At 71.7% G+C, this 13,648-nt stretch carries 11 protein-coding genes; 3 read left to right on the plus strand and 8 right to left on the minus strand.

Annotated elements, in window-relative coordinates; translation table 11 throughout:
* Positions 1-732: 732 nt before the first annotated feature.
* Positions 733-1,992, minus strand: a complete 1,260-nt coding sequence (locus J2S43_RS27695) for a winged helix-turn-helix domain-containing protein (RefSeq protein WP_306834120.1) — start codon at positions 1,990-1,992, stop codon at positions 733-735.
* Between the two features lie 34 nt (positions 1,993-2,026).
* The gene (locus J2S43_RS27700) at positions 2,027-3,229 is read right to left on the minus strand and encodes a glycosyltransferase 87 family protein (RefSeq protein WP_306834122.1); all 1,203 of its coding nucleotides are present in this window, start codon (positions 3,227-3,229) and stop codon (positions 2,027-2,029) included.
* Positions 3,230-3,277: 48 nt separating this feature from the next.
* On the opposite strand from J2S43_RS27700, the gene J2S43_RS27705 reads away from it, so the two are divergent.
* Positions 3,278-3,850 (plus strand): GNAT family N-acetyltransferase, encoded by a 573-nt coding sequence (locus tag J2S43_RS27705; RefSeq protein ID WP_306834123.1) that lies wholly within the window; start codon positions 3,278-3,280, stop codon positions 3,848-3,850.
* A 43-nt stretch (positions 3,851-3,893) separates the two neighbouring features.
* Here the strand turns inward: J2S43_RS27705 and dapB are convergent, their stop codons facing one another.
* The 6 genes from dapB to J2S43_RS27735 form a co-directional block, all read right to left on the minus strand.
* Positions 3,894-4,634 (minus strand): 4-hydroxy-tetrahydrodipicolinate reductase, encoded by a 741-nt coding sequence (gene dapB, locus J2S43_RS27710; RefSeq protein WP_306834125.1) that lies wholly within the window; start codon positions 4,632-4,634, stop codon positions 3,894-3,896.
* Between the two features lie 7 nt (positions 4,635-4,641).
* Positions 4,642-5,952, minus strand: coding sequence for a M16 family metallopeptidase (locus J2S43_RS27715; RefSeq protein WP_306834127.1), 1,311 nt, complete (start codon positions 5,950-5,952; stop codon positions 4,642-4,644).
* Positions 5,952-8,324 carry a polyribonucleotide nucleotidyltransferase gene (locus J2S43_RS27720; RefSeq protein WP_306834129.1) on the minus strand — a complete coding sequence of 791 codons (2,373 nt, stop codon included), beginning with the start codon at positions 8,322-8,324 and terminating at the stop codon, positions 5,952-5,954. The genes J2S43_RS27715 and J2S43_RS27720 overlap by 1 nt, the downstream gene beginning before the upstream one ends.
* A 240-nt stretch (positions 8,325-8,564) precedes the next feature.
* Positions 8,565-8,834 (minus strand): 30S ribosomal protein S15, encoded by a 270-nt coding sequence (rpsO, locus tag J2S43_RS27725; protein ID WP_306834131.1) that lies wholly within the window; start codon positions 8,832-8,834, stop codon positions 8,565-8,567.
* Between the two features lie 141 nt (positions 8,835-8,975).
* Positions 8,976-9,908: a bifunctional riboflavin kinase/FAD synthetase gene (locus J2S43_RS27730; RefSeq protein WP_306834133.1), complete on the minus strand. Its 933-nt coding sequence runs from the start codon at positions 9,906-9,908 to the stop codon at positions 8,976-8,978.
* Between the two features lie 31 nt (positions 9,909-9,939).
* The gene (locus J2S43_RS27735) at positions 9,940-10,215 is read right to left on the minus strand and encodes a hypothetical protein (RefSeq protein WP_306834135.1); all 276 of its coding nucleotides are present in this window, start codon (positions 10,213-10,215) and stop codon (positions 9,940-9,942) included.
* Positions 10,216-10,341: 126 nt separating this feature from the next.
* Here J2S43_RS27735 and J2S43_RS27740 point away from each other — a divergent pair, with 126 nt between their 5' ends.
* Both J2S43_RS27740 and J2S43_RS27745 read left to right on the plus strand, forming a co-directional pair.
* On the plus strand, positions 10,342-13,098 hold the full coding sequence (locus J2S43_RS27740) for a response regulator (RefSeq protein ID WP_306834137.1): 2,757 nt from the start codon (positions 10,342-10,344) through the stop codon (positions 13,096-13,098).
* Positions 13,095-13,478: a response regulator gene (locus tag J2S43_RS27745; protein WP_306834139.1), complete on the plus strand. Its 384-nt coding sequence runs from the start codon at positions 13,095-13,097 to the stop codon at positions 13,476-13,478. The genes J2S43_RS27740 and J2S43_RS27745 overlap by 4 nt, the downstream gene beginning before the upstream one ends.
* The last annotated feature ends 170 nt before the right edge of the window (positions 13,479-13,648 follow it).

The following is a 13,648-nucleotide window of genomic DNA, read 5'->3' on the forward strand; positions in this document are numbered from 1 at the left end:
CCAGGGACCGGCAGCCCGCAGGCTGGCGGATCGGGGCGTTTTTCGGGCGCTGCGCGCCCGAAATTTCGGCTTATTGATGGCGTTGTGCTGTCCGCTGCGGTTAGGGCGCCCCCGGCGGGTCTCGGGCTCCGGGGAGGGCCTGCTTTCCGTGTTGCCGCGGGTTGCGTTGGCCCGGTCTTGTTTGCGTGGTGGTGGGGGTGGGGTGTCGTGTGCCTGGCTGCGGCGGTCTGCGCGGTGCGCACGAGGAAGATCAGGGTCGGTCTGTGGCCGCGAGTGTTGGGCTGCGCCGATATCGGCCGGCGCGATACGGCGGGTGGTGACGCGGCTACCTGGTGTGCCGGGTCGTGCGCTGGAGTTGATCACGTGTCGCAAATCGTTGTTGTTCGGCGCTCTTAACAACGATTTGCGACACGTGATCGTTAAGGACGGCCTGCTCCCGCCGCGTTTGTGGTGATATTTCGGCACATGAGCCTCGCGCTGCGCCCCGCCGCCGATCCCGCGAGTGCGGCGGGCTTTCCTTCGCCTCCCAGGGAAACGTCAGCCCCGCGAAGAACGGATCAGAAGAGCCCATCACCTTCAAGGCCCCCGCCGCGAATCCGATCGCCGCCGCGGCGGTGAGCAGCCCGGTCAGCAACGTCTCCGCCAGCACGATCCCGGCCGGCAACGATCGGGGAGTGGCCGAGCCTCGGCCACGCACGGCTGCTACCGGACGCGGCGGCCGCGGCCGGATCGTTAGAGGCCGTCGGTGGCGACGGACAGGGCCGGGGCGGCGTCGTGGTCCATGGCCAGGGCGGCGGTGAGGGCCGGGGCCAGGTCGCCGCGCTCGGGCGGGGCGACCTCGGCCAAGCCCAGCCAGCCGGCGAGGCGGCGCAGTTCGGCCGCGAGCGCGTAAGCGGTCTCCGCCTCGTCCGCGTGCGGTTCGCGCCAGGCCGCGGGCACGCGCAGCACGCCGGACCGGCGGTCGGCCTTGAGGTCGACGCGGCCGGCGAAGCGGTCGCCGTGCAGGAACGGCAGCACGTAGTAGCCGTAGAGGCGCTGCGGCGCGGGCACGTAGATCTCGATCCGGTACGTGAAGCCGAACAGCCGCTCGGCGCGGGCCCGCTCCCAGACCACCGGGTCGAACGGGCTGACCAGTGTGCTGGCCCGCACCCGGCGGGGCAGCCGCGCGTCGGCGTGCAGGTAGGCCGGCCGGTTCCACCCCTCGACCCGGACCGGGCGGAGCGTGCCGGCCTCGGCCAGCTCCGCGATCGCGCGCCGGGCGCCCGCGACCGGAAGCCGAAAGTAGTCGCGCAGCTCCGGCTCCGCGGCCACGCCGAGCGCGCGGGCGGACATCTCGACCAGCTGCCGGTGCGCGTCCTCGACCGCGGGCGTCGGCGCGTCGATGACCGCGGCCGGCAGCACCCGCTCCGGCAGGTCGTAGAGCCGGGCGAACGCGGAGTTGCGGCCGGCCGAGGTGACCTCGCCGGACCAGAACAGCCACTCCAGCGCGCGCTTGACCACCGACCAGTTCCACCCCCAGTTGCCGGTCTCGCGCGGCGCGTCGTGCTCGATCTCGGCGGCGGTCAGCGGGCCGCGGGCGCGCACCTCGTCGAGCACCCAGGAGACCAGGCCGGGCTGCTCCTGCGCGATGCGCCGCATGCCGCCCCAGGCGGACGTGTGCGCCTCCGCCATTCGCCAGCGCAGCGCGGGCTGCAGCTCGACCGGGATCAGCGACGCCTCGTGCCCCCAGTACTCGAAGAGCGTGCGGGGGCGGCGGGTGAAGGCGCGGTCGAGCAGTTCCGTCGAATACGGCCCGAGCCGGCTGAACATCGGCAGGTAGTGCGCGCGCTGCAGCACGTTGACGGAGTCGATCTGCAGCAGGCCGACCCGGCCCAGCACGCGCCGCAGGTGCCGCATGGTGACCGGGCCGCCCGGCGCGGGATCGGTGAAGCCCTGCGCGGCGAGCGTGACGCGCCGCGCCTGGGCGAGCGAGAGATCGTCGGAGATGGCCATCGAGCGCACGCTACCCGGCCCCTCCGACAGTTTCTCAGGCCACCAGGGACGGGCGGGCCTCCTCCGTACCCTCGGACAGATCTTGATCTTCGGAGTCGTCCGGGCGGGCGATCGGGATCGCCAGCAGCAGCACGACGGTGACCCAGAGGTAGGCGCTGCCGCCGAGGAAGCCGCCCAGGCCACCGGTGCGGTAGGTCCAGATCCAGACCAGCCGGCTGCACAGGATCGCCCAGCTCAGGAACGCGATCGTCAGCATGACCTTCCTGCGGCGCCCCACCGAACGGAAGCCGTCACCGGCGATCAGGAACAGCGCGGGCAGCAGCCAGACCAGGTGGTGCACCCAGGTCACCGGGCTGATCAGGCAGCCCAGCACCGCGGTCAGCGCCAGCCCGGCGCGCTCGTCACCGGCCCGCAGCGCGAGCCGGCAACGCCAGCCCCAGAAGACGAGCGTGGCCACCACCAGCAGCGCCCAGAGCGGCCTCACGTCGTCGCCGAAGAGCCGCGCGACCACGCCCTGCAGCGACTGGTTGGAGATGAAGCCGAGGTCGCCGACGCGGTCGGTGTTCCACAGCGCGGACGTCCAGAACTCGCGGGACGCGTCCGGCGCGATCACGGCGGCGACCAGCGTCACGAACGCGGCCGTGCCGGACGCGGTGATCGCGGCCCGCCAGCGGCGGGTGACCAACAGATAGATGATGAACACGCCGGGCGTCAGCTTGATCGCGGTGGCCAGGCCGATGCCGACGCCGCCGAACGGGCTCCTGCGGGCGACGAGGAACAGCACGTCGGCCGCGACCATGAACAGCAGCAGCATGTTGACCTGGCCGAAGTTGACCGTCTCGCGCATCGGCTCGTACGCCGCGACCAGACAGGCCGCGATCGCGAACGCCAGCCACGGCGTCCAGCCCTGGCGCTGCGCGATCGGCCGGATCAGCCACCAGACCACCACCGCGGTGACGATCACGGTGGCGATCACACTGATCGTGATCGCGGCCGTCCACGGCACCCAGGACAGCGGCAGCATCACGAACGCGGCGAACGGCGGGTACGTGAAGCCGTACAGCGTGTTCGGGTTCAGGTAGTCGTAGAGCATGCCGCCGTCGTTGGCCCAGTAGTTCAGCGCTCCCCAGTAGACCTTCAGGTCGAAGAACCCGTGCCGCGCGGACGTGACCAGGTCGAAGACGGCGACGGCGACGGCGAACAGCACCACGCCGGCGACCCGCCAGAGCGTCCGCATCGGAAGAGTCCCCCAGAGATCGAGTGTGTACACGTACTCTTGCCAACCATGGCACTCGGGCACGTTCGACCGGCCGGCTCGCAGGACGCCGGTGACATCGCGCGAATCCAGCTCACGACCTGGCGGGTCGCATATCGCCGGTTGCTGCCCAAGCAGGTGCTCGACTCGGTCGACGTCGCCTGGCTGACGGAGCGGTGGCGGGAGTCCATCGAGGCCCCACCGACACCCCGGCACCGGGTTCTGGTCGCCGTTGAGCAGGCCGAACAATCGTATCTGGTGGGCTTCGCCGCGGCGGGTCCGGCCGATGAGCAGGCACTCGCGCCCGGCGAGGAGCCGGGCGTGTTCGGGCCGGACGTCGTGGCCGTCACCGATCTGCTGGTCGAGCCGCGCTGGGGCCGGCGCGGCCACGGCAGCCGGTTGCTGTCCGCCGCCGTGGACCTGTGGCGGGAGGACCTGTTCGGCACCGCGGTCGCGTGGGCGTACGACGCGGACGCGGCGACCCGGAAGTTCCTCGGCTCGGCCGGCTGGGAGCCGGACGGTGCCTCGCGGGCGCTCGACGTCGACGACCTGCTCATCCCCCAGCTCCGCCTGCACGTCTCGCTGGCGGACGCGCCGCTCTGAGGATTCAGGCGTCACTCACGACGTGAACGACGCCTGGATCACCTCAGAGCAGCGGTGCCAGGCCGACCGTCAGGCCGGGGCGGGTCAGGACCTCGCGGGCCGCCAGCAGCACGCCCGGCATGAACGACGCCCGGTCCAGCGAGTCGTGCCGGATGGTCAGCGTCTCGCCGAGCGCGCCGAACAGCACCTCCTGGTGCGCGACCAGCCCGGTGGCGCGGACCGCGTGCACCCGCACGCCCTCCACCACCGCGCCGCGCGCACCCGGGACCTCGTCCTCGGTCGCGTCCGGCATGGCGGCCAGCCCGGCCTCCGCGCGCGCGGCCGCGATCAGCCGGGCCGTGTGCGTGGCGGTGCCGCTCGGCGCGTCCAGCTTGCGCGGGTGGTGCTGCTCGATGATCTCGACGGACTCGAAGTGACGGGCCGCCTTCGCCGCGAACTCCATCATCAGCACGGCGCCGATGCCGAAGTTCGGCGCGACGATCACGCCGACGCCGGGCGCCTCCGCGAGCCAGTCACGCACCTGCGCGAACTTCTCCTCGGTGAAACCGCTGGTGCCGACGACCGCGTGCATGCCCCGGCCGATCGCCCAGCGCAGATTGTCCATCACGGCGCCGGGCGTGGTGAAGTCCACGATCACCCGCGCGCCGGCGGCCCTGTCCAGCGGCTCGCCGGCGTCGACTGTGGCCACCAGCTCCAGGTCGGGGGCGGCGCCGACCGCCTTGCACACCTCGGTGCCCATGCGGCCGGCGGCGCCGAGGACTGCGACTGGGATAGTCTCGCTCACCGCGCCACTATCCCAGAGACCAGTCCGTCTCCTCGTCGAAGGGGCCCACGACCGCGAGCGACCGCGGCCGGTTGAGCAGGTCCGCGGCGAGCGCCGCGACCTCGTCCGCGGTGACCGCGTCCACCCGCTCCAGGAAACCGGCGACCGGCAGCAGGTCGTCGTAGAGCAGCTCGGCCTTGGCCAGGCGGGTCATCCGGGAGCCGGTGTCCTCCAGTCCGAGCACGAACGCGCCCTTGGTCATGCCCTTGCCGCGATCGAGTTCCTCCGCGGTCAGGCTGGTGCGGGCCACCCGGGCGAGCTCCGCGCGGGACAGCTCCAGCACCTCCTCGACCTTGCCGGGCGCGCAGCCCGCGTAGACCGCGAAGAGGCCGGAGTCCGCGTACTGCGTGGTGTAGGAGTAGACCGAGTAGGCCAGGCCGCGCTTCTCCCTGATCTCCTGGAAGAGGCGGCTGGACATGCCGCCGCCGAGCACGTTGTTGAGCACGCCGGCGGTGAACCGGCGGTCGTCCAGCCGGGACAGGCCGGGCGCCCCGAGCACGACGTGCGCCTGCTCAGTGTCCTTCGGCTCCACGACCTGCGCGGGCGGCGCGTACGCCGGGGTCGGTTCGGACGCGCGCCGGGACGCGGGCGAAGCGGGCGGGCCGTCCAGCGGCGTGCCGGCCAGCGCCGCGGTCACCTGGGCCACGATCGCGTCGTGGTCGAGGTTGCCGGCCGCGGCGATCACCAGGTGCGGCGCGGTGTAGCGCTCGCGGTAGAACGTCTCGATCTGCGCGCGGGTCATCGCGCCGATGGTCTGCTCGGTCCCGGAGATGAGCTGGCCCAGCGGATGGTCGCCGTAGATCAGCTCGGTGAAGATGTCGTGCACCTGGTCGCCGGGCTCGTCGTCGTGCATGGCGATCTCCTCGAGGATCACGCCACGCTCGGTCTCGACGTCCGCCTCGGCCAGCAGCGAGTTGGCCGCGAGGTCACAGAGCACGTCGACCGCGAGCGGCAGGTTCTCGTCCAGCACACGCGCGTAGTAGCAGGTGTATTCCTTGGCGGTGAACGCGTTCGTCTCGCCGCCGACCGCCTCGATCTCCGCGGAGATGTCCATGGCGGTGCGCCGCTCGGTGCCCTTGAAGAGCAGGTGCTCCAGGAAGTGCGAGGCACCGGAGAACTCCGGCGTCTCGTCGCGGGAGCCGATCGCGGCCCAGATCCCGATCGAGACGCTGCGGACGGTCGGGATGGACTCGGTGACGATGCGCAGCCCACTGGGCAGCACGGTCTTGTTGACCGTGCCGCCCAGTGGGTCAGCGCCCCGCTGAACGGGGTTCGTCATCAGTCGCGGCGCGTCCGGCGACGGCGCGGGTTGTCGCCGCCTTCGCCGCCTTCGCCGCCGCCCTCGCCACTGCTCTCCCGCGGGCCGCGGTCGCCACGGTCGCCGCGCGGGCCGCGGTCACCGCGGTCGCCACGGTCGCCGCCGCGGGCCGGACGGTCGCCACCGGCGGCCTCGGCCGGGGCCTCCTCGCCCTCGGCACGGACCTTGTCGAGGTAGATCTTGCCGCGTGCGTCGATCTCCGCGATCTGGACCTCGATCTTGTCGCCGACGTTGAGGAAGTCCTCGACCTTCTCGACGCGCTTGCCGTTGCCCACCTTGGAGATGTGCAGCAGACCGTCGCGGCCGGGCACCAGCGAGATGAACGCGCCGAACGCGGCCGTCTTGACGACCGTGCCGAGGAACTTCTCGCCGGCCTTCGGCAGCGTCGGGTTCGCGATGCCGTTGATCCGGTCGACCGCGGCCTGAGCCGACGGCCCGTTGGTGGCGCCGACGTAGATCGTGCCGTCGTCCTCGATGGAGATCTCGGCGCCGGTCTCGTCCTGGATCGCGTTGATCGTCTGGCCCTTCGGGCCGATGACCATGCCGATCTTGTCGACCGGGATCTTGACCGTGGTGACCCGGGGCGCGTAGTCGGACATCTCGCCCGGACCCTCGATCGCGGCCTGCATCACGCCGAGGATCGTCGCGCGAGCCTCGTGCGCCTGCTGGAGCGCGGCCGCCAGCACGTCCGACGGGATGCCGTCGAGCTTCGTGTCGAGCTGAAGCGCGGTGACGAACTCCGGCGTGCCGGCGACCTTGAAGTCCATGTCGCCGAACGCGTCCTCGGCACCGAGGATGTCGGTCAGCGTCACGTACTGCGTCTTGCCGTCGACCTCGTCGGAGATCAGGCCCATCGCGATGCCGGCGACCGGCGCCTTCAGCGGGACACCCGCGGAGAGCAGCGCCAGCGTGGACGCGCAGACCGAGCCCATCGACGTCGAGCCGTTGGAGCCCAGCGCCTCGGAGACCTGCCGGATCGCGTAGGGGAACTCCTCGCGCGTCGGCAGCACCGGCACGAGCGCCCGCTCGGCGAGCGCGCCGTGGCCGATCTCGCGACGCTTCGGCGAGCCGACCCGGCCGGTCTCACCGGTGGAGTACGGCGGGAAGTTGTAGTTGTGCATGTAGCGCTTGGACTTCTCCGGCGCGAGAGTGTCCAGCGCCTGCTCCATGCGCAGCATGTTCAGCGTGGTGACGCCCATGATCTGGGTCTCACCGCGCTCGAACAGCGCGGAGCCGTGCACCCGCGGCAGCACGCCGACCTCGGCGGTCAGCGGGCGGATGTCGCGCGGGCCACGGCCGTCCATGCGGACCTGCTCGCGCAGCACGCGATTGCGCACCTCGGACTTGGTCACCGAGCGGAAGGCTGCGGAGACCTCCTTCTCGCGGCCCTCGAACTGCGGGCCGACCTGCTCCACGGCCTTCGCCTTGACCAGGTCGAGCGCCTCCTCGCGCTCCGCCTTGCCGGCGATCTTGATCGCCTCGGCGACCTCACCCCGGATCGCGGTGGAGACGGCCTCGAACACGTCGTCCTGGTAGTCCAGGAAGACCGGGAACTCGGCGATCGGCTTCGCGGCCACGTCGGCCAGCTCGCTCTGCGCGCGGCAGAGCTCGCGGATGGCCGGCTTGGCGGCCTCGAGGCCGCTGGCCACGATCTCCTCGGTCGGCGCGGTGGCGCCGGCGGCGATCAGCTTGATCGCCTGCGGCGTGGCCTCGGCCTCGACCATCATGATCGCGACATCGCCGTCGGGCAGCGTGCGCCCGGCGACGACCATGTCGAAGGTGGCGCGGGCCAGCTCTTCGAGCGTCGGGAACGCCACCCACTGGCCGTCGATGTGCGCGACCCGGGTCGCGCCGATCGGGCCGGAGAACGGCAGGCCGGAGAGCTTGGTGGACATGGACGCCGCGTTCATGGCGACCACGTCGTACGGGTGGGCGGGGTCGAGCGCCAGGATCGTCTCGACGACCTGAACCTCGTTGCGCAGGCCCTTGGTGAAGGACGGGCGCAGCGGCCGGTCGATCAGGCGGCAGGTGAGGATCGCGTCCTCGCTGGGCCGGCCCTCACGGCGGAAGAACGAGCCGGGGATGCGACCCGCGGCGTACATCCGCTCCTCGACGTCGACGGTCAGCGGGAAGAAGTCGAAGTGCTCCTTCGGCGACTTGCCGGCCGTGGTCGCGGAGAGGACGACCGTCTCGCCGAGCTGGGCGATGACGGAGCCGGCGGCCTGCTTGGCCAGGCGGCCGGTGGAGAAGGTGATCTCACGGGTGCCGAAGGCGCCGTTGTCGATCACTGCGGTGCTGTGCTGCGTGCCGAGAGCGTTGTTCTGCTCGGTCATAAGCGGTGTTGCACTCCTTCGGTCGTGGGCCACGACCACCTGTGCCGGAGCGACGCCCGCGGATGGGGGCGGCAGCTCAGTCGGCCGGTCTTCGATCGAAGCGCCCGGGGCGGCGGTGATCGCCGGCCCGGAGGCCACTACCGAGGACCGGTGCGCTGACCGGCGGTGGTCAGTGCGGCCCAGCTGTCTGTGTTGTGGTGTTACCGGGACGGGCGGCGTCTCCGCCGCCCGTCGAAGAAGCTATCGACGCAGGCCGAGGCGCTCGATGAGCGTCCGGTAGCGGGCGATGTCCTTCTTCTGGACGTAGTTGAGCAGCCGGCGGCGACGGCCGACCAGCAGCAGCAGACCACGACGGCTGTGGTGGTCGTGCTTGTGCACCTTGAGGTGCTCGGTCAGGTCCGCGATCCGCTTGGTCAGCACGGCGACCTGAACCTCGGGGGAACCGGTGTCACCCTCGACGGTCGCGTAGTCCGCGCGAATCTTGCTCTTCTGCTCTTGGTCGAGCGCCATTTCATCAAATCCTGTCGGTTGCAACCTGTCGCTGATCCGCGGCCCACGGCGTCGAGCAGGCAGGCGGAGCGAAACTTCGGAGACCCGAAGTCTCAACCACACTACAGCAACCCGGTCGAACACCGCCCGCAACCGGCCCGGTCACCCGGCGCGCAGAAGCTCCCGCGTCTGGGCGACGTCCTCGGTGATCTGCGCCACCAACGGCTCGACTCCCTGGTAGGCACGGGTCTCCCGGAGCCGCGCCACGAAGTCCAGGCTCAGCCGCTCGCCGTAGAGGTCGCCGGCGAAGTCGAGCACGTAAGCCTCGACACGTCGCTCGGTGCCGGAGAACGTGGGGTTGGTGCCGATCGAGACGGCCGCCATCAGCCGCTCGTCGCGGCGCACCAGCCAGCCGGCGTAGACGCCGTCCGCCGGGATCGCGGCGAACCGCCCGGACAGCAGGTTCGCGGTGGGGAAGCCGAGCTCGCGGCCGCGCTGGTCGCCGCGGACCACCACGCCCTCCAGCCGGTGCGGGCGGCCGAGCGCGCGGGCCGCGGCGACCACGTCGCCCGCATCCACGCAGGCCCGGATGTAGGTCGAGGAGAAGACCGTGCCCTCCTCCGCGGAGATCAGCGGCGCGTCCTCCACCGCGAAGCCGAACGTGCGCCCGAGCCGCCGCAGCAGCTGCACGTCGCCGCCCGCGCGGTGGCCGAACCGGAAGTTCTCCCCCACCACGACCTGGGCCGCGTGCAGGTGCTCGACCAGCACCTCGTGCACGAACTCCTCGGGCGAGCGCCGGGAGAAGTCCTGGGTGAACGGCAGCACGCAGAGCGCGTCCGTGCCGAGCGCCTCGATCAGGTCGGCCTTGCGCGTGGCCTCGGTCAGCACGGCCGGGTGCGAGCCGGGCCGGACCACCTCGGACGGGTGCGGGTCGAACGTCACGACCACCGAGCGGACACCGAGGTCACGGGCCCGCTTCACGGTGTCGCCGATGGTCGCCTGGTGACCGCGGTGCACGCCGTCGAAGACACCGATCGTCACGACCGATCGGCCCCAGCCGCCCGGAACCGCGTCGTATCCCCGCCACCGCTGCATACCGCAAGCCTATGCAAGCGCGCCGGTGCGGTCAGGAGGGGGTGACCGCGGCCGCGGCGAGCCTCCGGGTCACCTCGGTCGCGCGGTCGACGGCCGCGATGATCCGCTCGAGGTGACCGCGCGCGTCGTCCACGCCCGCCACCCCGTCCAGGTCCTCCTCGAGGAACTGCAGGTAGTTGGCGGCGATCCCGAGCAGGTTCGCCAGGTCGTGCGTGCCTTGCCGGACCTCGTCCGCAAGCCCTTCAGCGTGATGCCCGCTCTTGGCATCGCGCTGAAGGTGTCCGGATGGTGGATGAGGCTCTGCCATCTCGTCATTCCATCACATAACTGCACAATGCAGACATCGCGGGTACGGCCGTGCGCGCGGTTCCCCGAACCTTCGCCGCCAAACGCCCCGGTGTCGCCACCGAGCGCAACTACAGTTCGTAATGCGATGAACGTAGAGAGTAATCAAATAGTGGTTGTCGCGGCGGAACTGATCTTCGCGGCGCTGTTTCTGCGCGTGCTCTATCACTCGCTCCGGCGCCCGGACCCGCTCCAGCGCGCGGTCACGCTGGTCTTCGTGGCCCCCACCGTGATCTTCATGGCGGACGCGCTGAACCGGGTGCTCGGCAGCGCGCTCACGGTGGGCGGTGTCCGGCTCAACGCGTTCTTCCTGCCGGTGCTGCTGCTCCAGCCGTACCTCACGATGCGGTTGATCTCGGTGCTGCGACCGGTCCGGCGTGGACTCACCACGGCCGCGCTCGCCGGCGCCCTGATCCTCGGCGTCGTGCTGCTGACCGTGCGGTCCGGCGCGCCGATGCGCCCCGCGCTGCTGGTCGTCACGATGGTGTTCTTCGCGTTCGCGGAGCTGGTCCCCGGCGTGTACCTGGCCTCGGCCGCGCGGCGGCGGACCGGCTCGCCCCGGATCCGGCTGTGGATCGCCGCCGGCTCCACCGTCGCGTTCGCCGGCGTGGTGATCCTGATGGGTTCCGCCGGGCTGTTCCCGGTGGCGCCGGGCACGGGCGCGTCCCCGTTCAGCGCAGCGGCCCGGGTGCTCGCCGTCTGCTGCGGCATCGGCTACGCCGCCGCGTTCCTGCCGCCGGCCTGGCTACGCCGGATGTGGTCGGCGACCGCGCTGCAGAACGTCACGGTCCGGCTGCTCGACGCGCCGGCCACCGAGACCGGCCCGCAGATCTGGCAGCGGTACGCCGAGATGATGCGCGAGGAGTCCGCCGCGGACGCGGTCGCGATGCTGGTCCGCAAGGCCGACGGGCACCTGGAGCAGACCGCCTACGCCGGCGAGGCCGACGCGCCGCTGTCCGGGTTCGACGACGCCGACCTGGACGAGCTGCTGAACGCGCCGCAGCCGGTGCCGCTCTCCGCGGTCTCCAGGTTCCGCCGCGCCGGCCGGCCCACGCTCGCCACCCACTACGCCGGCCAGGGCGAACGCGGCTACCTCACCGCGTTGGGCATGCGGATCCCGCCGGCCGAGACCGGCGCGGTCCTGATCTTCCACCGGTTCCGCGGCCTGTTCAGCGAGGACGACCTGCGGCTGCTGGCCGACTTCGGCGGGCACGCCGGCGTGCTGGCCGAACGCGGCAGCGTGCTCGCCGAGCAACGCCGGCACGCCGACGAGCAACGCCGGCTCTCCGACGAGCTGGCCGCCTCCGTGGAGAAGCTGACCCAGGCCAGCGAGGCGAAGAGCGACTTCCTGGCCAACATGAGCCACGAACTGCGTACCCCGTTGAACGCGATCATCGGTTTCAGCGACCTGATGCGGGGCGAGAAGCCGGTCGAGGACCGGCGCAGCGTGCCCGCGGACTGGGTGGACCACATCCACAACAGCGGCCGCCACCTGCTCGGGCTGATCAACGACATCCTGGACCTGGCCAAGGTCGAGGCCGGCCGGATCGATCTGCACCCGGCGCCGCTGCGCGTGGACATCGCCGCCAGGGAGCTGCTCACCGGCCTGCGCCCGCTCACCGAGAAGAAGTCGCTCACGGTCGAGTTCCGGCTGCCGGAGCTGACCGTGCGGGCGGACGCGCTGCGCTTCCGGCAGATCCTGGAGAACCTGCTCTCCAACGCGATCAAGTTCACGCCGGAGGGCGGCACGATCACGCTCGACGCGGAAACGTTCACCGACGACGGCCAGCCGATGGTCGCGCTCGCGGTCGGCGACACCGGCATCGGCATCTCCGAGGCGGACATGCCACGCGTGTTCGAGGAGTTCCAGCAGGTCGGCGACCGCACCCACCACCAGGGCGGCACCGGGCTCGGGCTGGCGCTGGCCCGGCGGCTGGTCCAGGCGCACGGCGGTGACATCACGGTCACGTCCACGCTCGGCGTCGGCAGCCGCTTCACGGTCACGCTCCCGGACGCGACCGGGGCCCCCGCCGCGGCCGACACCGTGGTCGTCGAGCCGCAGTCGCAGGAACGCGGCCGGATCCTGCTGATCGAGGACGACGTGCGGTCGGCTGAGCTGCTCCGGACCTACCTGGTCAAGGCCGGGTACCGGGTGGAGATGGCGACCAGCGGCGAGTCCGGCCTGAACGCGGCCCGGGTCAACCCGCCGGACGCCATCCTGCTCGACGTGGTGCTGCCCGGCATCGACGGCTGGGCCGTGATCCACGAACTCAAGCAGGACGCCCTGCTCGCCACGATCCCGGTGCTGTTCATCTCCGTCGTGGACGAGCGGCACGCCGGCATCGCGATGGGCGCGGCCGACTTCCTGGTCAAGCCGGTCGCGGACCACCAGCTGGTCGGCTCGCTGGCCCGGCACATCTACACCGGGCCGGCCGACCAGCCGACCGTGCTGGTCGTCGACGACGACGCGGACAGCCGGCACTCGGTCGAGGCGAGCCTGCGGACCGCCGGGGCCGAGGTGGTCTCCTGCGCGGACGGGCAGCAGGGCCTGGAGATGAGCCGCAACCAGCACTTCGACCTGATCGTCTGCGACCTGCGCATGCCGGACCTGGACGGGTTCTCGCTGCTGGCCGCGTTCAACAACGACCCGGCGAACGCGGACGTGCCGGTGGTGGCGCTCGCCTCCACCGCCATGGCCGCCGCCGGCGACCCGGTGATGAGCGGCAAGCTGCTGGCCCGCGCCATCCACGGCACCGACGAGTGGGACAACCTGGTCGCGCTGGCCAGCGGCACCGCCGCGGCCCGCCGGAACGAGATCGAACCTGTGGAACGAGGTGACCGATGACCGCACGCATCCTGCTGGTGGAGGACGAGGAACTCAACCGCGTACTGGTACGGGCCGTGCTGGCTCGCGCCGACGACCCGGACGTCCGCGACGCCCGCCTGGTCGAGGCCGGCACCCTCGCCGCCGCCCGCGACGAGCTCCGACACCCGGACCAGATCGACGTGGTCCTGCTCGACATGAACCTGCCCGACGGCAGCGGCCTCGACCTGGCAACCGAGATCGCCGACATCGAGGAGAAGCCGAAGGTCATCGCGCTCACCGCGAGCGTGCTGCCCAGCGACCGCGCCGCCGCCCTGGAGGCGGGCTGCGACGGTTTCCTCGACAAGCCCTACGCCGCCGCCGACCTGGTCACCGTCATCGCCACCCACCTCCCTCACTAGCCTCCCCCACCAGCAGCCGTCCACCGCAGACGGATCACGCCGAAGCCGGCCACCGGCACAGGGCACCGAGGCGGCCCGGGGCCGTCCACCGCCGGCGGGCCAGCCGCCGATCGACCGCAGCCGACCCCGAAGCCGGCCACGGCGCAGCCACCGAGGCGGCTCGCGGCCGT

The sequence above is a fragment of the Catenuloplanes nepalensis genome (assembly GCF_030811575.1).
In the GTDB taxonomy this organism is placed as follows: Bacteria; Actinomycetota; Actinomycetes; order Mycobacteriales; family Micromonosporaceae; genus Catenuloplanes; species Catenuloplanes nepalensis.